Origin of the sequence: Thermomonas flagellata, assembly GCF_022419185.1 — a bacterium.
GTDB lineage: Bacteria > Pseudomonadota > Gammaproteobacteria > Xanthomonadales > Xanthomonadaceae > Thermomonas > Thermomonas flagellata.
Window position 1 is genome coordinate 129,663 of sequence record NZ_JAJOZK010000005.1, and the last position, 21,499, is coordinate 151,161.

The window sequence follows — 21,499 nt, forward strand, 5'->3', positions numbered from 1 at the left end:
CGCCACAGGAGGCCCGCCATGGCCATCGACCTCGACGAATTGCTCGCCCCGATCCCCGGCGGCGACCCCGCCGGCAGCGATGCCAGCTTCTCCGACCAGTTCGACCGCATCCGCGAGGCGCGCCGCGCGGACGATCCCAACCTGCCGCAGGGCGACTGGCAGACCGAGCCCAAGGTCGCCGACTGGCGCGAGGCGCAGCGTCTGGCCGAGGAGGTGCTGACGCGCACCAGCAAGGACCTGCAGGCGGCGGTGTGGCTGGCCGAGGCGGCCATCCACCGGCACGGGCTGGAAGGGGCGCACGACGGTTTCCGGCTGCTGGCCGGGCTGCTCGAGCGGTACTGGGACGGCCTGTATCCGCGCGCCGAGGACGGCGACCTCGAGGAGCGCGCCGGCAAGCTGGCCTGGTTCGCGACTTGGGGCAGCCGCGCGCTGCAGCAGATCCCGCTCAACGACGATCCGCAGGCCCCGCTGACCCTGGCCGGCTGGAACGACTCGCGCGAGGTGGACAACCTCGGCCGCCAGAACGCCGAGGCCTACCAGGCCGCGCTCGACGAAGGCCGCATCAACGGCGAGGCCTACGACGCCAAGCTGGCCGCGAGCACCCCGGACGCGCTGGTGCAGGCGCGCGCGGAGCAGGCGCAGGCCGCGCGCGACGCGCTGGCGCAGCTGGCCGCCGGCGCGGACGCGCGCATGGGCCGCGAGGCGCCGAACCTGGCGCCGCTGGACGAGGCGCTGAAGAAGATCCAGCAGATCTACGCGCGCCTGGCGGCGGCCAAGGGCCTCGGCGGCGCGGCCGCCGCGGCGGTGGAGGGCGAGCCCGTCGCCACTGGCATGGGCGCGCCGGTCGCCGCCGCGGCGGCAGGCGGCCTCGCGCTCGATCTCGGCGGCGGCGCGCTGGCCTCCAAGCAGGCCGCGCTGGCGGCGATCGGGCAGATCGCCGCGTTCTTCCGCCGCACTGAGCCGCACAGCCCGGTGGCCTACCTGCTCGAGCGCGCGGTGGCGTGGGCCGACATGCCGCTGGAGCAGTGGCTGGCGGAGGTGGTGCGCGACGAGACCACGCTGTCGTCGATCCGCGAGCGGGTCGGGCTGTCGCCGAACTACTGAGCGCGCCCCCGCCCGTCGAACGGCATATGTCCAACTCTGGCCGTCCGACGGATGTTGCCCGCCCGGGGCGCTTCCTAGACTCGCTGGCACATCCCGGGCATGCCGCCCGGCCACTCGCAGACGGGGACCGCCATGGCCAAGAAGGAAAGCACCCAGCACAAGCTCGACCGCGTGCGCGCCCCGCGCGTGCAGCTCACCTACGACGTCGAGGTCGGCGATGCCATCGAGAAGAAGGAGCTACCGTTCGTCGCCGGGGTGATCGGCAACTTCAGCGGGCAGCCGGCCGAGCCGCTGGGCAAGCTGAAGGACCGCAAGTTCGTCAACGTCGACAAGGACAACTTCGACGACGTGCTCAAGGGCATGAAGCCGCGGGTGCAGATGCAGGTGGAGAACAAGCTCGCCGACGACGGCTCCAAGCTGGCGGTCGAGCTCAATTTCCGCAGCCTGGAGGATTTCTCGCCCGAGCGCGTGGTGAACCAGATCGAGCCGCTGCGCAAGCTGCTCGAGGCCCGCCAGAAGCTCGCCGACCTGCGCAACAAGGCCGCCGGCAACGACAAGTTCGAGGACCTGCTCAACGAGGTCCTGCAGAACACCGACAAGATCGCGCAGCTCAGCCGCGAGATCGGCCCCAAGTCCGACGAGTGAGCCCCGCGCAGTGACCGCCGTCGCCGCCGTGCGCCGGCCCGCCCAGACCACCAGCGAGCGAATGACCATGGCCAATACCCAGACCCAGGCGGCGGGTGCCGCCGTCGCCGAGGCCGCCGAAGGCGGGCTGCTCGACCAGATCCTGACCCAGAGCAAGGTCGCGCGCTCCGACAGCGAGCGCAGCCGTGCCCGCGACCTGATCGCCGAACTGGTCGCCCAGGTCAGCGAAGGCGCGATGACCGTGTCCCAGGACGCGATCACCGCGCTCGACGCGCGCATCGCCGAGATCGACCGGATCCTGTCCGATCAGCTGTCGGCGGTGATGCATGCACCGGAGTTCCAGCAGCTGGAGGGCAGCTGGCGCGGCCTGAAGTACCTGGTGGACAACTCCGAGACCAGCACCACGCTCAAGATCAAGGTGTTCAACGCGACCAAGAAGGAGCTGGTCAAGGACTTCAAGAACGCGGCCGACTTCGACCAGAGCACGCTGTTCAAGAAGCTCTACGAGGAGGAGTACGGCACCTTCGGCGGCGCCCCGTTCGCGACCCTGATCGGCGACTTCGAGTTCGGCCGCCACCCGGAGGACATGTACCTGCTGGAGGAGATCTCGCACGTGTGCGCCGCGGCGCACGCGCCGTTCCTGAGCGCGGCCTCGCCCGAGCTGCTCGGCTTCGACGATTTCACCGAGTTGTCCGGTCCGCGCGACCTGGCCAAGATCTTCGACACCGTCGAGTACGCGAAATGGAAGAGCTTCCGTGCGTCGGAGGACTCCCGCTACGTCGGCCTGACCATGCCGCACGTGCTCGGGCGCCTGCCGTACGGCCCGGACACCGCGCCGGTGGAGGCCTTCAACTTCACCGAGCGCACCGACGGGACCGAGCACAACAAGTACCTGTGGATGAACGCGGCCTACGCGCTCGGCGCGCGGGTGACCGACGCATTCGCCAAGTACGGCTGGTGCGCGGCGATCCGCGGGGTGGAGGGCGGCGGCCTGGTCGAGGGCCTGCCCACCCACACCTTCGCCACCGACGATGGCGAGGTGGCGCTCAAGTGCCCGACCGAGATCGCGATCACCGACCGCCGCGAGAAGGAGCTGGCCGACCTCGGGCTGATCCCGCTGGTGCACTGCAAGGGCACCGACTACGCGGCGTTCTTCTCCACCCAGTCGGCGCAGAAGCCCAAGGAATACAACACCGACGCGGCCAACGCGAACGCGCGGCTGTCCTCGCAGCTGCAGTACATCTTCGCGGTCAGCCGGATCGCGCATTACCTCAAGTCGATGATGCGCGACAAGATCGGCAGCTTCGCCAGCAAGTCCAGCGTCGAGCTGTTCCTCAACAACTGGATCTCGCAGTACGTGCTGCTGGACGACAACGCCTCGCAGGAGGCCAAGGCCCAGTACCCGCTGCGCGAGGCCAGGATCGAGGTCGCCGAGGTGCCGGGCAAGCCGGGCGCCTACAAGTCGGTCGCCTTCCTGCGCCCGCACTACCAACTGGACGAGCTGAGCGTCTCGCTGCGGCTGGTCGCCGAACTGCCCAAGTCGGCGCGCTGAGCGCGCGCCGCGGACCCCTTTCCCTTCCCAACCTTGAGGAGACTTCACGATGGCAACCGACTACCTGCTCGAGATCGACGGCATCAAGGGCGAGTCCAAGGACGAAAAGCACAAGGACAAGATCGAGATCGAGTCCTTCTCTTGGGGCTGCAGCAATACCGGCAGCATGGGCCGCGGCGGCGGCGGCGGCACCGGCAAGGCGGACTTCCAGGACCTGCACTTCACCAAGCAGTGCGACAAGTCCAGCCCGCTGCTGGTCAAGGCCGCGGCCACCGGCGAGCACATCAAGAAGGCGGTGCTCACCGCGCGCAAAGCGGGGGGCAAGGGCGGCCAGGTCGAATACCTGAAGGTCACCCTCGAGGACGTGATGGTCAGCTCCTACCAGACCGGCGGCAATGCCGGCAGCTCGTCGATCCCGATGGACCAATTCTCGCTCAACTACACCAAGATCAAGTACGAGTATTTCCCGCAGAAGGCCGACGGCAGCCTGGAAGGCGCGGTCGCGGCGCAGTACGACCGCGCCCTCAACAAGGCCAGCTGAGTCCCGCGCACGCCGGCCCGCCCGCGCCGCGGGCGGGCCGGTCACGTGAGGGCATCCGGGATCCGCGCCCATGCGCAGCCTGATCGACCGCCTGGTGGAGGCGCCGCTGCCGGAGGACGCCGGCCGCCGCATCTCGCTGCAGGACGTGCGCGCCGGTCTCTCGCGCGACCTCGAGTCCCTGCTCAACACGCGCTCCGAGGGCGCGCGCCTGATCCCCGATGCGTTCAAGGAATGCCGCGGTTCCTCGCTGACCTACGGCATCCCCGACTTTTCCTCCTACAGCCTGCTCAGCCCGCATGACCGCGACCGCATCCGGCGCGCGCTGGAGCAGGCGATCGGCCTGCACGAGCCGCGCCTGACCCGGGTGCGCGTCACCCTCGAGCCGCAGCGCGAGCTGGATCGCGCGCTGCGCTTCCGCATCGATGCGCTGATGACGCTCGGGCCGCAGGGCGAGAAGGTGCAGTTCGACGCGGTCCTGCAGCTCAACACCCAGACCTACATGGTGCGCTGAGGATCCGGCGCCGGGGGGCAGGCGACCAGCAGCCCGAGCCGCGCCGCCTGCTGCAGGCCCTGGGCCAGGATCGGCGCCAGCCGTGCCTGCCAACCGTCCACGTCGCCGGGCGGTGGCGCATCGGGCGTGTCTGCGGGCAAGGCCGCCATGCGCGCGGCGAGGTCGCGCAGCAGGGCGGCATGGTCGCGCTGGCCGTCCAACAGCGTCAGCAGTTCGCAGGTCAGGCGGCTGTCCAGGCGTACCATCGCCGGGCGCAGGCTGGCCACCAGGTCCGCCCCGGCCTCCAGCTGCAGGCGCACGAGCGGGCTGGTGCAGGGGCGTTCCCCGGGCGTGGTGGCGAACGCCGGCGGATCGCATAGCAACTGCAGTAGCCCGGTCTGGAAACCGGCCAGCAGCGCCGTCAGCGCAGCGGCAGTGTCGTCGGCGGTGGACAGCACGTGCAGGCGCGCGGCCGCCGTGGCCAGCAGGTCGGCCACCGGACGCGGCTGCGGCCAGGCCGCGGCCAGTTGCTGCAGCACGGCCTTGGTCAGCGGATGGTCCACCACCAGCTCGGCACCGTCGGGCCCCAGCCCGCGCAGCGGCACCTGCGCTGCCAGCGGATCGGCCTCCGCTTGCAGCGGCTCCAGCCGTAGCTCGCCCACAGCGTGAAGCCCGAGCAGGGCCGCCGCATCGGGCTCGGCGCGTGCGCCGGCGCCGGCGTGGCACAGCAGCGTCTGCCGGAAGCGCCGGCCCTTGAGGAAATCGAGGTACTGCTCGCGGCGCAGGCGGTCGCCGCCGGCCAGGGCTTGCAGCCGCGTCCGCGCCGCCGGGTCGGGCAGGATCCGCGGATCGCTCTCGTGGTAGTCGGCCTCGGCGAGGAAGGCGAGGCCATGGGCCTCGGCCTGGGCCATGAAGTCGCTGAACTGGATCGGGTCGTTGGTGTCCGCCAGATCGTCGTGGAAGATGACGGCTGTATCGGTGCGCGCCAGCAGGTCGTGCGCCTCGCGCAGCACCACCCCGGCATAGCCCTCGCGCTGGCGCAGCACGTCCTCCGCCAGCCAGCGCAGCAGCGCCTGGGCATGCGCCAGCCGCGCGTGCGGGTCCGCCAGGTGGCGGGTCCCGTACAGCAGCAGGTCGCGCAAGATCCGCCGAAGGTGGCAGCCGGGCAGGGCGTTGTAGCTGATGTAGGCCACCGCGTGCGGGCGCAGGTGGGCGGCGCAGGTCGCCAGCAGGTGGCGCCGCACCGATTCGGGCACCCACGACCAGAATCCGTGCGCGGTGATGTAGTCGTAGCCGCGCGGATCCGGCGCCCAGGCGGTGAAGTCGGCGGCCAGCAGGCGCAGGTTGTCGAGTCCGAGCCGCCGGCGCATCGCCTCGCCGCGGGCGATCGCCGCCTGCGACAGGTCGATCCCGGTGAAGCGCGAGCGCGGATAGGCCAGCGCCAGCGTCAGCAGCTGCAGGCCGTCGCCGCAACCGACCTCGAGCAGGTCGCAGTCGGCCGGGGAGGCCGCCGGCAGCCCATGCAGGCGCGCGATCGCGGCCAGCCGCGCCGGGTGCATCTGCGGATGCACGTGCGCCGGGTAGTCGAGCAGGTCGTAGGCGAAGTCGGTCATGGCGGGGGCTCAGCGCGGCGGCGGGCGGTGCACGAGCAGGCTGGCGAGCATGGCCTCGCGCAGCTTCTGCGGTGAGACCGGCTTAAACAGCACCGGGATGCGCTGCGCGGCGATCTCCGCGAGGCGGTCCGGGCGGGTCTCGCCGGTGACCAGCAGGCGCGCGAAGCGCGGCCGCGCCGGGTCCTGGCGGTAGTGGCGGGCGACCGCGCGCAGCACGTCGATGCCGCTGCGACCCTCGCGCAGGCGCAGGTCGCAGATCGCCAGGTCCGGCGGCCGCTCCCAGGCCTGCAGCGCGGCCAGGGCGCCGGCCTCGTCGTCAGCAGTCGCGGTATGGCAGCCCCAGTCCCGCAGCAGCAGGCGCAGTCCTTCGAGGATGTGCGGATCGTCGTCCACCACCAGCACGCGCAGGCCGCTGACGTCCAGCGGCAGCGCGGCGTCCCCGGCGTCGGGACCGGCCGTGCCGGCCGCGGCCGCGGGCAGCTCCAGGCTGATGCAGGTGCCGCGGCCGAGGCGCGAGGCCAGCCGCAGGCGGCCATCGACCAGCGCCGCCAGCCGGCGCACGGTGGCCAGGCCCAGGCCCAGGCCGCGCGCCTGCTCGCCGCCTGCCACCGGCGCGGCGACCCGGTAGAACTCCTCGAACACCTGCTGCTGGTGCTCGGGCGCGATGCCGCGGCCGGTGTCCCATACGTCGATCCGCACCCGCGCGCCGCGTGCGCGCGCTCCGACCAACACGCCGCCGGCGTCGGTGTAGCGCAGGGCATTGCTGACCAGGTTGTTGAGCATGCGCGCCAGCATGGTGCGGTCGCAGCGCACCCAGGCGTCGGTCTTGCGCACGCTGAGGCGCAGGCCGCGCTCTTCGGCGACGGCGCGGAAGGTGCGGCTGACCTCGGCGAACACCTCGTCCAGGGGCAGGTTCGTCAGCTGCGGCTGCAATGCGCCGGCTTCCAGCCGCGAGAGGTCCAGCAGTTCACCGAACATCTGGTCGAGCGCGGCCACGCACTCCTCGACCCGGCGCACCTGTGCCAACCGCGCCGGGTCGGTCTCGCCCGCGCGCAGGGTGGAGGAGAACAGGGTCAGGGCGTACAGCGGCTGGCGCAGGTCGTGGCTGGCCGCGGCGAGGAACCGCGCGCGCGCCTGCTGCGCGGCCTGCAGCCGCGCGTTGCGGTCCTCGAGCTCGAGCAGCGCGCGCCCGAGTTCGCTCGCCATCCGGTTGCGGCTGTCGGCCAGCGCCTGCGAGGCCTGGTTCACGCCCTGCTGCAGGCGCCGCAGCAGCGGCGCGCGGTCCAGCGGCAGGCGGACTTCCTCGCCGCGACCGAGGCGCTCGATCGCGGCCACCAGCTGCTGCAGCGGGCGGGTGGCGCGCTGCACGATGACCAGCCCGGAGGCCAGCACCAGCAGCAGCCCGGCCCCCAGGAACAGCGCGATCCGCGCCAGCTCCGCGTTGCGCGCCGGACCCGCTGGCTGCAGGGTCAGGGTTTGCCAGGCCAGCAGCGCGAACAGCGCCAGCACGACCACTGCCAGCGGCAGGACCAGCCGCAGCACCAGTGGCCGCAGCATGGTCGCGCCCGGCGGCGCGGGTGGCAGCGGGTCGCGCGGGGCGGAGTGGGGCGCCTCGGCCCCGGGCTGTGCAGGCATGCCCGGGACTACGCAGGCCGCGGGCCGCGCAGGCCAGCCCGGGGCGTGTGCCGGGGGGCGAAACGACGAAGACCGCCCGGGTGGGCGGTCTTCGCGGGAAGGATGGTCGGGGAGACAGGATTTGAACCTGCGACTTCTACGTCCCGAACGTAGCGCTCTACCAGGCTGAGCTACACCCCGACGGCTGAGCCGCACATTCTAGGCACATGCCGGGCGTCGAGCAAGGGGGGCATGGGGCCGCGCGCGCCTGCCGGGTACACTGGCGGCTTCCCGCGCCGGAGCCTTCCGCCTTGATCAAGCCACGCACCCCGCCCGGGGTCATGGAACTGTTGCCCCGCGAGCAGATCGCCTTCCAGCGCATGCTCGACACCATCCGTCGGACCTTCGAGCGGTTCGGCTTCCTGCCGGTGGAGACGCCGGTGATGGAGCTGTCGGAGGTACTGCTGACCAAGTCCGGCGGCGAGACCGAGCGCCAGGTCTATTTCGTGCAGTCGACCGGGGCGCTGGAGAAGCCGGCGGCCGGCCTGCCGGAGCTGGCACTGCGCTTCGATCTGACCGTGCCGCTGGCGCGCTACGTCGCCGAGCACGAGCACGCGCTCGCATTCCCGTTCCGGCGCTACCAGATGCAGCGCGTGTACCGCGGCGAGCGCGCCCAGCGCGGGCGTTTCCGCGAGTTCTACCAGTGCGACATCGACGTGATCGGCAAGGACACCCTGTCGCCGCGCTTCGATGCCGAGATCCCGGCGGTGATCGCGGCGGTGTTCGGGCAGCTGGCGATCGGCGAGTTCACCATCCAGCTCAACCACCGCAAGCTGCTGCGCGGCTGGTTCGAGGGCCTGGGGATCGCGGGCGAGGCGCAGCTGCTGGTGCTGCGCGAGCTGGACAAGCTGGACAAGCGCGGCGGCGAGGCGGTGCGCGCGACCCTCGCCGGCGAGGGCTTCGGGCTGTCCGCGGAGGTGGTCGACCGGCTGATGGCCTTCTCGCAGGTGCGCGCGCGCGGCCAGGCCGGCGCGCTGGCCGCGTTGGAAGCGCTCGGCCCGGGCACGCCGCTGTTCGAGGAAGGCCGCGCCGAGCTGCGCGCGATCTTCGCGCAGCTGGCGGCGCTCGGGGTGCCGGACGCGCGCTACGCGCTGAACCTGTCGATCGCGCGCGGGCTGGACTACTACACCGGCGTGGTCTACGAGACCACTCTGGACGCCTACCCGCAGATCGGCTCGATCTGCTCGGGCGGCCGCTACGAGAACCTGGCCGGGCACTACACCAAATCGAAGCTGCCGGGCGTGGGCATCTCGATCGGCCTGACCCGGCTGTTCTACCAGCTGCGCGAGGCCGGCCTGCTGGCCGCGGCCGACAGCAGCGTGGACGTGCTGGTGGCGCTGCTGGACGATGCCGACCTGGCGGACATGCTCGCGCTGTCGCAGCAGCTGCGCGCGGCCGGGCTGAACGTGGAGACCCAGCTGGAGCCGCGCAAGCTCAAGAAGCAGCTGGAGTATGCCGACAAGGCCGGCATCCGCTGCGTGCTGCTGCGCGGCGCGGAGGAGGCCGCGCGCGGCGTGGTGGCGGTCAAGGACCTGCGCCGCGGCGAGCAGTACGACCTGCCGCTGGCGGAGCTGGCGCAGGCCCTGCCCGCGCGCCTGCGCGGCGGGGCGGCGGCATGAGCGCGCCGGTCCTGCTCGACGGCCGCTCGCTGAGCTGCGCGCAGCTGCTCGCGGTGGCGCACGGGGCGCCGGTCGCACTGGCGCCGGAGGCGCTGGCGAAGGTGGCGCACGCGGCCGACTTCCTCGCCGCGCAGGTGGCCCGCCAGGAGCCGATCTACGGCGTCTCCACCGGCTTCGGCAGCAATGCCGACAAGCTGCTGGGCGCGCATCCACTGCGCGACGAGCTGCCGGGCGCGGCGCCGTCCGGGCGTTCGCCGCACATCGAGCTGCAGGACAACCTGATCCTGACCCACGCGGTCTGCGTCGGCGAACCGTTCGCGCCGGAGGTGGTGCGCGCGATGCTGTGCATCCGCATCAACACCCTGCTGCGCGGGCATTCCGGCATCCGCGTGCAGACCCTGCAGGCGCTGGCGGCCATGCTCAACGCCGGGATCGTACCGGTGGTGCCGCAGCTGGGCTCGGTCGGCGCCTCCGGCGACCTCGCGCCGCTGTCGCACCTGGCGATCGTGCTGCTCGGCGGCGGCGAGGCGTTCGTGGACGGGCGGCGGATGCCCGGCGGCGAGGCGCTGGCGCGGCGCGGGCTGGCGCCGGCGACCCTGTCGTACAAGGAGGGCCTGGCGCTCAACAACGGCACCGCGCAGATGCTGGCCTGCGGGGTGCTGGCGCTGGCGCGGCTGGAGGACCTGCTGGAGACCGCCGACCTCGCCGCGGCGATGACCCTGGATGCCTTCGCCGGGCGGCTCGGGGCGTTCGCGCCGGAGGTGCACGCGCTGCGCCCGCATCCCGGGCAGGTGGCGACTGCTGCGCGGGTGCGGCGCCTGCTGGAAGGCTCGACGCTGGCCGACATCGCCTACCACCTGGTGCCGAAGTTCCGGCCGTGGCGGCCGGACAGCTGGGACACCCCGGCGGCGCGTGCGCTCAGCTTCGACATCGGTTGGGACTGGGTGCCGTTCGACCAGCGCCATGGGCGCGAGCGCTTCTACCAGCGCTTCCGCCCGTTCCGCGGCGGCAAGAAGCACCAGCCGCAGGACAGCTACTCGCTGCGCTGCATCCCGCAGGTGCACGGCGCGGTGCGCGATGCGCTGGCGCATGCGCGGCGGGTGCTGGAGATCGAGCTGAACGCGGTCACCGACAACCCGCTGGTGTTCCCGGACATGCAGGCCGAGCACGTCGAGCAGCAGGTGATCTCGGCCGGGCATTTCCACGGCATGCCGCTGGCACTGGCGATGAGCCAGCTGAAGGCGGCCATCCCGGTGCTGGCGTCGATCAGCGAGCGCCGCCTCAACAAGCTGGTGGATCCGGCGACCAACGACGGGCTGCCCGCGTTCCTGATCGGCAACGAGGACGGCACCGAGTCCGGGCACATGATCGTGCAGTACACCGCGGCGGCGATCGTCAACGATCTCGCCAGCCGCGCGATGCCGGCGGCGGTGTATTCGATCCCGACCAGCGCCAATGCCGAGGATCACGTCTCGATGGGCGCCAACGAGGCCCGCCACGTGCTGGCGATGGCGGCCGACCTCGGCAAGGTGCTGGCGCTGGAGCTGTACGTCGCCGCGCAGGCGCTCGACCTGCGGCGCGGCATGATCAACGCCGCGCGCGCGCTGGCCGCGCGGGTGGACGCCGCCGCGTTCGCGGCCAAGGTCGCCGGCGGCCCGCGGCCGGGGGGCGACGGGCACGCCGGTTTCCTCGCCGAGGTCGAGGGCTTGCGCGCCGAGCTCGCCGCCGCGCCGGAGTTCCGCCCGGGGCGGGCGGTGGCGGCCGCGCACGCGGCGATCCGCGCCGAGGTGCCGTTCCTCGACCGCGACCGCGCGCTGGACGGCGAGGTCGCGCGGATGGTGCGGATGGTGGAGGACGGGCGGATCCTGGCCGCCGCGCGCGCGGCGCTGGCCTGACCCCGCGCGGCGCGCGGCTCAGGCCACGTGCATCGCGTGGCGCACGCAGTTGCGGCCCTCGTCCTTGGCCCGGTACAGCGCGGCGTCGGCCAGGCGGATGATCTCCTCCGGGGTGTCGCCTTCGCCCACGCCCGCGACCGCGTGCACGCCGATGCTGGCGCTCAGCCGGATCTGGTGGCCGGCGCAGGCGATCGGCGCCTGGTGGATGCGCAGGCGGATCGCCTCGGCCACCTGCAGCGCCTGCTGCGGGCCGGTGTCCGGCAGGACCACCACGAACTCCTCGCCGCCGAAGCGGGCGACGATCCCGCCGCGCGGCTCGGCGACCTCGCGGATCAGGCCGGCGGCATGGGTCAGGCAGTCGTCGCCGGCGAGGTGCCCGTGGCCGTCGTTGATCTGCTTGAAGTGGTCGAGGTCGAGCAGCAGCAGCGCGATCGGCCGGCCGCTGCCCTGGCGCTCGGCCAGCGCCTGCGCGAACGCCTCGCGGAAGTGGCGGCGGTTGTAGACCCCGGTCAGCGGGTCGCGCCGGCTGAACTCGCGCAGCTGCACGTTGGCCTCGCCCAGCTGGGCCATCGCGGTGCGCAGCTGGCGGGTGCGCTCGACCACGTTGCGCTCGAGCTGCTCGTTGGCCTGCTGCACGATGCGGATGTTCTCGTTGCGCAGGCTGGCGTAGCGCGAGCCGAGCGCCAGCGACAGCAGCAGCATCTCCAGCGCGGAGCCGATCTGCACCCCGTTCTGGGTCCAGAAGTTGCGCGGCAGGATGCCGAACGCGAGCAGGGTGAACGCGGCGGTGCCGGCCAGGAACAGCGACCACGCCAGCAGGAACAGGCGCGCCGGGCGGTAGCCGCGGCGCAGCATGACCACGGTGGCGATGATGATCCACACCACCCCGAGCAGAACCATGCGCGAGGCGAGCGGGGTGGAGACGCTGTAGGGCAGGCGCAGGCTGGCCAGCCCCAGCAGCACGAAGAAGGCCACGAACGCCAGGCTGATGCGGTTGCCGAGCGGCCAGCGCTGGCGCAGCTCGAGGAAGTTGCGCGCGAACTGCTGCATGCCGATCAGCGCCAGGCAGATCGACAGCGGCACCGCCGCGTCCGCCAGCCACGGCCAGTCCGGCCAGAAGTACTCGAAGCCGTAGCCGTTGAGGGTGAACAGCACCAGCCCGAACGCGGCGACGTGGAACAGGTACCAGAAGTAGCCGGCGTCGCGCAGCATCAGCCACAGCACGAAGTTGTAGAACAGCAGCGCGATCACGATCCCGTAGTACAGCCCGGTCGAGAACTGCGCGTCGCGCATCAGCTCGGCGAACGCGCGCGGGGTGTACAGCACCAGCGGCACCTGCATCGAGCTCTCGCTGCGCACCCGCACCAGCAGTTCCACCGGCTGCCCGGTCGGCAGGTCGAGCCGGAAGTTGGGGAAGCGGTAGCGGATGAAGCGGCTGGCGAACGGCGCATGGTCGCCGCTGCGCTGGTGCACCAGGCGCCCGTCCGGATAGCGCAGGTACACGTCCACGAAGTCGCTCAGCGGGTATTCCTGCGCCAGCAGCCAGCGCGGCTCGTCCGGGTCGCGGTTGACGATCGGCAGGTAGAACCAGTACGCCCCGTCCTGGAAGCCGAAGGTCGGGCTGCCTTCCGGCAGCGGTTTGAACTGCCCGGCGTGTGCGCGCGCGAAGGCCTGCGCCACGCTGTCGCTGGCATTGAGGTCGTGGTAGTAGCCCAGACGCGGCGCCAGCGCCTGCGCCTCCAGGCCAGGCTCCAGGACCAGCGGGGCGACGATTTCCGCGCGCACCGGCCAGCATGCCAGCCATAGCGCCAGCAGCCCCCACACCGCCCACCCGCGGACATGCCGTCCCTGCACGCGCGAACTCCCCCACCCCCTGTCGGCCCGATTCTATGGCAGATGCGACCCGTCGGCGCCGGCATAATCCACCGCCCGTCCGAAACCTCGATGGAGTGCACGCAATGGCCCGGATCCGCCGCTGGCTCGCGCTCGCCCTGGCCTGGCTCGCCTGCGGCTCGGCCGCGGCCGCCTGCGTGCCGGTCTACGTGGAGGCCGGGCTGCCGCTTCCGCGGGTGCGCGCGGACGCCGGCCCCGGCTGCCTGGCCCCGCAGCGGGTGCCGGCCGCGCTGGGACAGTCCGCGCAGCCGCGCATCCTGCTCTTGGCCGATCCGCAGCCGAAATCCGCGCAGGACATGGACTACCTGCGGCGCGACATCGTCGCCCCGCTGCAGGGCCGCCACGGCGCTGCGCTCGGGCTGGTGCTCGGCGACGTCGTCGACGATCGCCCGGACCTGTATCCGGCGGTGCGCGGGGTGCTCGACGGGCTGGGCCTGCGCTGGCTGTACGTGCCGGGCAACCACGACATCGACCCCGGCGCGCGCGAAGATGCCGGGTCGCTGACGCACTTCCAGCACGAACTGGGCCCGGACACCTTCGCTTGGCTGGCGCCGCAGGCCAGCATCATCGGGCTGGACGACGTGATCGCCCAGCCCGGGCACACCCCGGCCTACACCGGCGGCCTGCGCGCGGACCAGTTCGCCTTCCTCGAACACCTGCTGCCACTGCTGCCGAAGGATCGCCTGCTGGTGGTGGCGCTGCACATCCCGCTGTTCGAGGAGCCCAGCCGCGACAGCTTCCGCGACGCCGACCGCGCGCGCCTGTTCGCGCTGCTGGCGCCGTTCCCGCACGTGCTGGTGCTCAGCGGGCATACCCACACCCTGCGCCGCACCGCGCATGCCGCCGAGTCCGGCTGGTCGGGCGCGGCGCCGCTGCCGGAATTCAACGTCGGTGCCGCCAGCGGCGCGTACTGGTCCGGGGTCAAGGACGCCGCCGGCATCCCGGACGCCACCATGGCCGACGGCACCCCGAACGGTTATGCGGTGCTGACGGTCAAGCCGGGCGGCGACTACGCCCTGGCCTGGCACGCCGCGCGCGATCCGGACGATGCGCAGATCGGCCTATGGGCGCCGAAGGTGCTGCGGCGCGGCGCCTATCCCGCGTGGGGTGTGTATGCCAACGTGTACATGGGCGATGCCGACACCCGGGTCGAATACCGGGTGGATGGCGGCGAGTGGCGGCCGATGCAGAAGGTGCTGCGCCCGGATCCGCGCCTGCTGGCGGAGAACGCCCGCGACGACGAGGCGGCGGCGCTGCGCGGCTACGACCGCTCGCCGGAGGCGGAGGTCTCGCCGCATCTGTGGCGCGCTGCGCTGCCGACCACACTTGCCGCGGGCGAGCACCAGGTCGAGGTGCGCGCCTGGCTGCCGTGGGGCGGCCCGGTCAGCGCCCACACCCGCTACCGGCTGGAGGAGGCCACGCCCTGACCCGTGCGCACGGCCCGGCCGTGCGCGCCGGGGGTCTGCTCCCCCCGTCCGTGGTTCGACAGGCGCAGCACGAACGGTGGTGCGGCCACGAGCGGGGGTGCGGGTCGCGAACGGAGAGGCAAGCCGCGAACGGGAACGGCCCGGGGATACCGGCCGTCTGCCTCAGGGCGCGATCTGCGCGAACGATTCCGCGCGCGGGTGGCCGTGGGCGGCCTCGCCCAGCCGCGGCTGCGGATAGTCCTGCGCGCGGTCGAGCAGGGTGGTGCGCATCCCGGCGGCGCGCGCGGCGTCCAGTTCCTCCACCACGTCGGACAGGAACAGCACCGTCTCCGGCGCCTGCCCGAGGCGCGCGGCGATCGCACGGTAGCTGGCGGCCTCGCGCTTGCCGCCGACCTCGGTGTCGAAGAACCCGGCGAACAGCGGGGTCAGGTCGCCGGCCTCGGTGTGCGAGAACAGCAGCTTCTGCGCCGGCACCGAGCCGGAGGAATACACCGCCAGCCGGTGCCCGGCCGCACGCCAGCCCTGCAGCGCCGGCAGCACGTCGGGATAGAGCGGGGCGGTGAAGTCGCCCTCGCGGTAGCCGGCCTCCCACACCAGGCCCTGCAGCGCCTTCAGCGCAGTGTGCTTGCGGTCCTCGTCGATCCAGCCCTGCAGGGTCTCGGCGATCACCGCGTCGTCGCAGGTACCGGCGGCGATCTCGATGGCCACCGCGTCCAGCCAGCGGCGCACGGCAGGTTCCTGCCCGTGCGCGCGGATGAAGCCCGGCAGGCGCGCGCGCGCGTAGGGGAAGAGCACCTCGCGCACGAATGCGATCGGCGAGGTGGTGCCCTCGATGTCGGTCAGGACCGTGCGGCTCACGCGGCCTGGCCCGGCTCGTAGCGCGGGAAGCGCTGCGCGATGTCGGTGCCGGTGAAGTGGCCGACCCAGCCGTCCGGGGTGGTGAAGAAGCGGATCGCCACGAAGCTGGGTGCCGGGCCCATGTCGAACCAGTGGGTCATCCCGTCCGGCACCGAGATCAGGTCGCCGGCCTCGCACAGCACCTCGTATACCTTGCCGCCCACGTGCAGCGTGAACAGCCCGCTGCCGGCCACGAAGAAGCGCACTTCGTCTTCCTTGTGGAAGTGCTCGTCGAGGAACTTGGCGCGCAGCGCCTCGCGGTTGGGGTTGTCGGGCGCGATGCTGACCACGTCCACGCTCTTGAAGCCGTGCGCGGCCACCAGGCGGTCGATGTCGGCGCGGTAGGCGGCCAGGATCGCCTCTGGGGCGTCGCCCGGCCGGACCGGATGCGCCGGTTGCCAGCGTTCCAGGTGGACGCCGATGCCCGCCAGCTCGGCCGCCATCGTGGGGAAGTCGTGGGTGCTCAGGCGCGGGGTTTCCGGCGCCTGGTCGTCGAAGATGCGCAAACGGCTCATGGCGATCCTCCCGGCAACGTCAGCGCGCGCCCAGGCGGCGCATGTCCAACTCACAGCCGAGCATGAATTCGAACGCGTCCAGGTGCCGGCGCGCTTCGTTGATGTCGCGGCCCCAGGCGTACAGGCCGTGGCCGGCGATCAGGTAGCCCCAGGTGTGCGGATGCTCGAGCACCGCATCCACGCTGGCGGTCAGCACGTCCATGTCCTGCGCGTTCGGCACCACCGGCAGGTCCACCTCGGCCTCGTGGGTGGTATGCCCGCGCAGGGCCTTGAACAGCTCGTAGCCGCGCAGCCGCACCCGGCCGGCGTCGGCATACAGCAGCCCGGCGATGGTCTGGTTCGGGGAGTGGGTATGCAGCACCGCCCCGACCTCCGGGAAGCGGCGGTACAGGTGGGTGTGCAGCGCGGCCTCGGCGGACGGCCGGTGGTGGGTGGCGACCGGATTGTTGGCCATGTCCACCACCATGATGTCGGCTTCGGTCAGGCGCCCCTTGTCCTTGCCGGAGATGGTGATCGCCGCGTGCTCCGGGCTCATCCGGATCGAGAAGTTGCCGGCGGTGGCGGGGGTCCAGCCCTTGGCCGCCAGCTCGCGGGTGTGCTGGATGATCTGCGCGGCGCAGCCGGCGAACAGGGTGTGGTCGAAGGCGGGGGTCTGCATGCGCCCACTATAGCGGCCGCGGCGCGGTGCCGATATGACGATGCCTCATGCGCGCCTGCGCGTGCAGGCGGGCGTGGATCAGTCGTCGCTGCGCTGCTGGCCGTAGTGGCGGAACTTCTCCAGCACCCGCTGCATCTCCTCCGGCGGCAGGTCGCGGGTGGGGCCGACGCTGCGCGCCAGCAGGTACTGGCGGGCCAGGCTCTCGACCTCCTCGGCCAGCGCATAGGCCTCGGCCAGGGTGCGGCCGACCGCCACCTGGCCGTGGTTGGCCATCAGGCAGGCGCGCACGCCGCCGCCCAGCGCCGCCATGACGTTGGCCGACAGCTCCGGGGTACCGAAGGTGGCATAGGCCGCGCACGGGATGCGGTCGCCGCCCGCGACCGCGACCATGTAGTGGAACGGCGGGATCTCCAGCCCCAGGCAGGCCAGCGCGGTGGCGTGCGGAGAGTGCGCGTGCACCACCGCGTGCATGTCCGGGAAGGCGTTCAGGATGTCGACGTGGAAGCGCCATTCGCTGGACGGGATCAGTTGCCCCGGCGGGCAGCGGCCATCGGCCTCCAGCCATACGATGTCCTCCGGCTGCAGGCGGTCGTAGGCGCGCCCGGTCGGGGTGATCAGCAGGCCGCCACGCCAGCGCAGGCTGGCATTGCCGGACTTGTGCAGCGACAGCCCGCTGGCGTTCATCGCCCGGCAGTGGTCGATCAGGGACTGGCGGGCGGCGCGTTCGTGGTCCTGCATGGCGGTCCGGGGCGGGGCGGGTGGCGTAGGATAGTCGAGCGCCGTTCAGCCGGGCCCGCCGGGGCCGCGGCAGGATGGCGCCGCAGCGCCATGGATGCCCCATAGGGTATGCTGGCCCGCGTGCCGAGCCCTCCACCCAGTCACCCGCCGAGGTTTGCCATGACTGATCTGACCCGCCGCCGCTTCATGACCCTCGCCGCGGTCGCCACCGCCGCCGCCCCGCTGGCGCTGCGTTCGGCCCCCGCGCAGGCGCAGGCCGCGCAGCTGCCCAAGCTGTCGCCCACCGACACCGCCGCCAAGGCGCTGTCCTACACCGAGGACGCCAGCACGGTGAAGAACCCCGCGCACAAGCCGGGCAGCGACTGCGGCAACTGCAACTTCTACAAGGGCGCCGCCGGTTCCGCCTACGGCCCCTGCCAGCTGTTCCCGAAGAACAGTGTGGCGTCCAAGGGCTGGTGCAGCGCCTGGGCCAAGAAGGCCTGACCTGCGCGCCGAGGCCGGCCGCGCCGCACGCGTGCCGGCCGTTCCCGCGAATGCAAAAGCCCGGCCTTGGCCGGGCTTTTGCGTTGACAGCGGCGGAGGCGCCGCTCAGGCCTGCGGGCCCTCGTGGAACGGCGGTTCCGGGTCGATCCGCGGCCCGCCCTGGGCGGCCAGATGGCCGCGCGCCAGCTCGCTGTGGCGGTAGCCGTACAGGGCATACACCGCCAACCCGATCACCGCCCAACCGAAGAACATGGCCAGGGTGTACAGCGACAGGTTGAGGAACAGCAGCAGGCAGCCGGCGATCGCCAGCGGGCCGACCACCCACACCAGCGGGGTGCGGAACGGACGGTGGCGGTGCGGATCCTTGACCCGCAGGATCATCACGCCCGCGGCCACCGCCATGAAGGCGAACAGGGTGCCGGAGTTGGAGATGTCGGCGAGGATGCCGACCGGGAACATCGCGGCGAACAGCGCCACGAAGATGCCGGTGATCAGGGTCACCACGTGCGGGGTGTGGAACTTCGGGTGCACCCGCGACAGGAATTCGGGCAGCAGCCCGTCGCGCGACATGGTGAAGAAGATCCGGGTCTGGCCGTAGATCATCATCAGGATGACCGAGGGCAGGGCGAGCGCGGCCGCCAGCCCGATCGCGTTGCCCCAGCCGGGGAAGCCGAGCACCTTGAGCACGTGCGCCAGCGGCTCCTTGCTGCACACCAGCGCATCGGATCCGGCGCAGGCAGCGGCCAGTTCCGGGGTGCCCGGATGGTAGGCGACGCCCTGGGCATTGAACATCGGCTGCGCGCCGATCGCGCCGACCGCGCCGTAGCCGACCAGCAGGTAGAACACGGTGCACACCAGCAGCGAGCCGATCAGGCCGATCGGGATGTTGCGGTTGGGGTTCTCGGTCTCCTCGGCCGCGGTGGAGACGGCGTCGAAGCCCACATAGGCGAAGAAGATCGAGGCGGCGGCCCCGAGCACGCCGATGCCGCCCAGCGGGCTGCCCCAGCCGGTCGGGAAGAATGGGTGGAAATTGCTGTCCTTGGCGGCCGGCACCGCGATCACGATGAAGGCGGTCAGCGCGGCGACCTTGACCAGCACCAGGATGGCGTTGACCTTGGCCGATTTGGAGGTGCCGATCACCAGCAACCCGGTCACCACCAGCGCGATCAGGAATGCGAGCAGGTTGAACGCACCGCCGTCCATCGGCCCGGCCTTGAGCGCCGCCGGCAGTTCCAGCCCGGCGCTGGTCAGCAGCCCGTTCATGTAGCCCGACCAGCCGACCGAGACTGCACCGGCCGCGACCGCGTATTCCAGCACCAGCGCCCAGCCGACGATCCACGCCAGCGCCTCGCCCATCACGCCATAGGTGTAGGTGTAGGCCGAACCGGAGACCGGCACCATCGCCGCCAGCTCGGAATAGGCCAGCGCCGCCAGCGCGCACACCACGGCGGCGATCACGAACGCGATCATCATCGCCGGGCCGGCCTTCTGCCCGGCCTCGGCGGTCAGCACGAAGATGCCGGTGCCGATGATCGCGCCGATGCCCAGCAATGTGAGCTGGAACGCGCCGAGCTGGCGCTTGAGCGATTTCTTCTCGGCCGTCTCGAGGATCTTGTCGAGCGGCTTGACGCGCTGGAACAGCATCCGAGTCTCCCCATCGAGTGGTGCGTGGACGGCGCCGCGGGCGCGGGCCGCAAGGGGCCGACCTTAAACGCCGGCCGCGGCCGGCACAAGCACCCGCTGGCCGCCCGGCGATAATCGGCGCCCTTTCCGCCACCGTCTTGCATTGCACCATGGATGCCGCCGCGCTCGCCGCCGAGTTCGAGGACTACGCCCGCCGCCATCCGGACGAGCGCGCGACCGTGGCGCTGTTTGAGGCCCTGCTCGCCGATCCGCAGGATCCGTTCCGCCGCGAGCGCCTGGCCGGGCATTTCACCGCCTCGTGCTGGCTGGTCGATCGCGTCGGCACCCGGGTGCTGCTCACCCACCACCGCAAGCTCGGTGCCTGGCTGCAGCTGGGTGGACATGCGGATGGCGAGCGCGACCTCGCTCGCGCGGCGCTGCGCGAGGCCGAGGAGGAATCCGGCCTGCCCGGGCTGCGCCTCGTGCCTGGCATCTTCGACCTCGACCGCCACTGGATCCCGGAGCACAAGGGCGTGCCCGCGCACTGGCACTACGACGTGCGCTATGTCGTGCGCGCCGGTGCGGAGGAGCGCTACGTGGTCAGCCCGGAATCGCTGGACCTGGCCTGGCGGCCGATCGCCGCGCTCGCCGGCGATCCGCAGGCCGACGCCTCGCTGCGGCGGATGGCGGGCAAGTGGCTGGCGCTGCACGCAACGCGGTGAGACGCGCAGGGCGAAGGGCGAGCGGCGCGCGGATCCTGGCGGACGCCCCCCCGCACAGGGGGGGCCAAGGCTTCCCCTCAGTAGAGCACGCGGGTGCGCAGGGTGCCGGGGATGGCCGCCAGCGCCGCGCGCAGCTCGCTGGCCTGGGCGTCGTCGGCGCTGACGTCGATCACCACGTAGCCCACCTGCGGGTCGGTGCGCAGGAACTGGCCGTCGATGTTGATGCCGCGCGCCCCGAACACCTCGTTGATGCGCGACAGCACGCCCGGCACGTTGCGGTGGATGTGCAGCAGGCGGTGGCTGCCGGCGTGCTCGGGCAGGGTGACCTCCGGGAAGTTGACCGCGGTCAGCGTGCTGCCGTTGTCGCTGTAGCGCACCAGCTTGGCGGCGACCTCGATCCCGATGTTGTCCTGCGCCTCCAGCGTGCTGCCGCCCACGTGCGGGGTCAGGATCACGTTGTCGAGCCCGCGCAGCGGGGACTGGAAGGCCTCGTCGTTGCCCTGCGGTTCGTGCGGGAACACGTCCACCGCGGCGCCGCCGAGATGGCCGCGGCGCAGGGCGTCGGCGAGCGCCTCGACGTCCACCACAGTGCCGCGCGCGGCGTTGATCAGGTGCGCGCCGGGCTTCATCCGCGCCAGCTGTGCGGCGCCGATCATCCAGCGGGTCGCCGCGGTCTCCGGGACATGCAGGGTCACCACGTCCGCCTGCGCCAGCAGGTCGTCGAGGTCGCGCGCCGGGCGTGCGTTGCCGAGCGCGAGCTTGGTCTGGATGTCGTGGAACAGCACCTGCATGCCGAGCGCCTCGGCCAGCACCCCGACCTGGGTGCCGATGTGGCCGTAGCCGACGATGCCGAGCACCTTGCCGCGCGCCTCATGGCTGCCGGCGGCGCTCTTGTTCCAGCCGCCGGCATGGCACTGCGCCGACTTCTGCGGGATCCCGCGCAGCAGCATCACCGCTTCGGCCACCACCAGCTCGGCGACCGAGCGGGTGTTGGAGTAGGGCGCGTTGAACACCGGGATGCCGGCCAGCTCCGCCGCCTGCAGGTCGACCTGGTTGGTGCCGATGCAGAAGCAGCCGATCGCCAGCAGCCGGCGCGCCTCCGCCAGCACGTCGGCACTGAGCTGGGTGCGCGAGCGGATGCCGATGAAGTGGGCGTCGGCGATCGCGCGCCGCAGCTCGGCCTCCGGCAGCGCCTTGGGATGGCTGACGACATTGCTGTAGCCGGCCGCCTGGAACGTCTCCACGGCGCTGCGGCTGATGCCTTCGAGCAGCAGGATGCGGATGTCCTGCTTGGGGTAGGAGGTCCTGCGGGGGGTCGCCATGGGCAGGGGCTGATACGGGGCGGGGTAGCGCGAGTGTGCCAGTTTCCGGCCGCGTGTTGCTGCGCTGCCGCACTGGACGCCTGCCGGC

General features: G+C 72.1%; 19 protein-coding genes and 1 tRNA gene. 10 read left to right on the top strand and 10 right to left on the bottom strand.

Features of this window, described 5'->3' with window-relative positions; genetic code table 11:
- Positions 1 to 18: 18 nt before the first annotated feature.
- The 5 genes from tssA (at position 19) to tssE (ending at position 4,353) form a co-directional block, all read left to right on the top strand.
- Positions 19 to 1,104 carry a type VI secretion system protein TssA gene (gene tssA / locus ML340_RS06580; protein ID WP_240097933.1) on the top strand — a complete coding sequence of 362 codons (1,086 nt, stop codon included), beginning with the start codon at positions 19 to 21 and terminating at the stop codon, positions 1,102 to 1,104.
- Positions 1,105 to 1,236: 132 nt separating this feature from the next.
- Positions 1,237 to 1,749, top strand: a complete 513-nt coding sequence (tssB, locus tag ML340_RS06585) for a type VI secretion system contractile sheath small subunit (protein ID WP_240097935.1) — start codon at positions 1,237 to 1,239, stop codon at positions 1,747 to 1,749.
- Positions 1,750 to 1,816: 67 nt separating this feature from the next.
- Positions 1,817 to 3,301, top strand: coding sequence for a type VI secretion system contractile sheath large subunit (tssC, locus tag ML340_RS06590; RefSeq protein ID WP_275672654.1), 1,485 nt, complete (start codon positions 1,817 to 1,819; stop codon positions 3,299 to 3,301).
- A 49-nt stretch (positions 3,302 to 3,350) separates the two neighbouring features.
- A complete protein-coding gene (locus ML340_RS06595; RefSeq protein WP_240097939.1) occupies positions 3,351 to 3,842 on the top strand; it encodes an Hcp family type VI secretion system effector in 492 nt (163 codons plus the stop codon).
- Between the two features lie 70 nt (positions 3,843 to 3,912).
- Positions 3,913 to 4,353 (top strand): type VI secretion system baseplate subunit TssE, encoded by a 441-nt coding sequence (gene tssE / locus ML340_RS06600; RefSeq protein WP_240097941.1) that lies wholly within the window; start codon positions 3,913 to 3,915, stop codon positions 4,351 to 4,353.
- Here tssE and ML340_RS06605 read toward each other — a convergent pair.
- From ML340_RS06605 to ML340_RS06615, 3 genes are all read right to left on the bottom strand, one after another.
- A complete protein-coding gene (locus ML340_RS06605) occupies positions 4,338 to 5,945 on the bottom strand; it encodes a class I SAM-dependent methyltransferase (RefSeq protein ID WP_240097943.1) in 1,608 nt (535 codons plus the stop codon). The two genes, tssE and ML340_RS06605, sit on opposite strands and share 16 nt — an antisense overlap.
- Positions 5,946 to 5,954: 9 nt before the next feature.
- Positions 5,955 to 7,502: an ATP-binding response regulator gene (locus ML340_RS06610; RefSeq protein WP_240097945.1), complete on the bottom strand. Its 1,548-nt coding sequence runs from the start codon at positions 7,500 to 7,502 to the stop codon at positions 5,955 to 5,957.
- Between the two features lie 181 nt (positions 7,503 to 7,683).
- A tRNA-Pro gene (locus ML340_RS06615) sits at positions 7,684 to 7,760 on the bottom strand.
- Positions 7,761 to 7,870: 110 nt separating this feature from the next.
- Between ML340_RS06615 and hisS the strand changes: the two genes are divergently transcribed.
- Together hisS and ML340_RS06625 are read left to right on the top strand one after the other, a co-directional pair.
- Positions 7,871 to 9,238, top strand: coding sequence for a histidine--tRNA ligase (gene hisS, locus ML340_RS06620; protein WP_240097947.1), 1,368 nt, complete (start codon positions 7,871 to 7,873; stop codon positions 9,236 to 9,238).
- Positions 9,235 to 11,133 (top strand): HAL/PAL/TAL family ammonia-lyase, encoded by a 1,899-nt coding sequence (locus ML340_RS06625; RefSeq protein ID WP_240097949.1) that lies wholly within the window; start codon positions 9,235 to 9,237, stop codon positions 11,131 to 11,133. The genes hisS and ML340_RS06625 overlap by 4 nt, the downstream gene beginning before the upstream one ends.
- A gap of 18 nt (positions 11,134 to 11,151) precedes the next feature.
- Here the strand turns inward: ML340_RS06625 and ML340_RS06630 are convergent, their stop codons facing one another.
- Positions 11,152 to 12,987, bottom strand: a complete 1,836-nt coding sequence (locus tag ML340_RS06630; RefSeq protein WP_240097951.1) for a sensor domain-containing diguanylate cyclase — start codon at positions 12,985 to 12,987, stop codon at positions 11,152 to 11,154.
- A gap of 104 nt (positions 12,988 to 13,091) precedes the next feature.
- Here ML340_RS06630 and ML340_RS06635 point away from each other — a divergent pair, with 104 nt between their 5' ends.
- Positions 13,092 to 14,453, top strand: a complete 1,362-nt coding sequence (locus tag ML340_RS06635) for a calcineurin-like phosphoesterase C-terminal domain-containing protein (protein ID WP_240097953.1) — start codon at positions 13,092 to 13,094, stop codon at positions 14,451 to 14,453.
- 162 nt (positions 14,454 to 14,615) lie between these two features.
- On the opposite strand, the gene mtnC is transcribed toward ML340_RS06635, so the two are convergent.
- From mtnC to ML340_RS06655, 4 genes are all read right to left on the bottom strand, one after another.
- Positions 14,616 to 15,311: an acireductone synthase gene (mtnC, locus tag ML340_RS06640; RefSeq protein WP_240097955.1), complete on the bottom strand. Its 696-nt coding sequence runs from the start codon at positions 15,309 to 15,311 to the stop codon at positions 14,616 to 14,618.
- Positions 15,308 to 15,865, bottom strand: a complete 558-nt coding sequence (locus tag ML340_RS06645) for a 1,2-dihydroxy-3-keto-5-methylthiopentene dioxygenase (protein WP_240097957.1) — start codon at positions 15,863 to 15,865, stop codon at positions 15,308 to 15,310. The genes mtnC and ML340_RS06645 overlap by 4 nt, the downstream gene beginning before the upstream one ends.
- Before the next feature lie 19 nt (positions 15,866 to 15,884).
- Entirely contained in the window at positions 15,885 to 16,523 is a 639-nt protein-coding gene (locus ML340_RS06650) for a methylthioribulose 1-phosphate dehydratase (RefSeq protein WP_240097959.1), read from the bottom strand.
- Between the two features lie 78 nt (positions 16,524 to 16,601).
- Positions 16,602 to 17,261, bottom strand: a complete 660-nt coding sequence (locus ML340_RS06655) for a class II aldolase/adducin family protein (RefSeq protein ID WP_240097961.1) — start codon at positions 17,259 to 17,261, stop codon at positions 16,602 to 16,604.
- Positions 17,262 to 17,420: 159 nt separating this feature from the next.
- On the opposite strand from ML340_RS06655, the gene ML340_RS06660 reads away from it, so the two are divergent.
- Positions 17,421 to 17,744: a high-potential iron-sulfur protein gene (locus ML340_RS06660; RefSeq protein ID WP_240097963.1), complete on the top strand. Its 324-nt coding sequence runs from the start codon at positions 17,421 to 17,423 to the stop codon at positions 17,742 to 17,744.
- A 105-nt stretch (positions 17,745 to 17,849) separates the two neighbouring features.
- Here the strand turns inward: ML340_RS06660 and ML340_RS06665 are convergent, their stop codons facing one another.
- On the bottom strand, positions 17,850 to 19,388 hold the full coding sequence (locus tag ML340_RS06665) for an amino acid permease (protein WP_240097965.1): 1,539 nt from the start codon (positions 19,386 to 19,388) through the stop codon (positions 17,850 to 17,852).
- Positions 19,389 to 19,537: 149 nt separating this feature from the next.
- On the opposite strand from ML340_RS06665, the gene ML340_RS06670 reads away from it, so the two are divergent.
- A complete protein-coding gene (locus tag ML340_RS06670; protein ID WP_240097967.1) occupies positions 19,538 to 20,089 on the top strand; it encodes an NUDIX hydrolase in 552 nt (183 codons plus the stop codon).
- 77 nt (positions 20,090 to 20,166) lie between these two features.
- Here ML340_RS06670 and serA read toward each other — a convergent pair whose 3' ends face one another.
- Positions 20,167 to 21,411: a phosphoglycerate dehydrogenase gene (gene serA, locus ML340_RS06675; protein ID WP_240097969.1), complete on the bottom strand. Its 1,245-nt coding sequence runs from the start codon at positions 21,409 to 21,411 to the stop codon at positions 20,167 to 20,169.
- Positions 21,412 to 21,499: the final 88 nt, after the last annotated feature.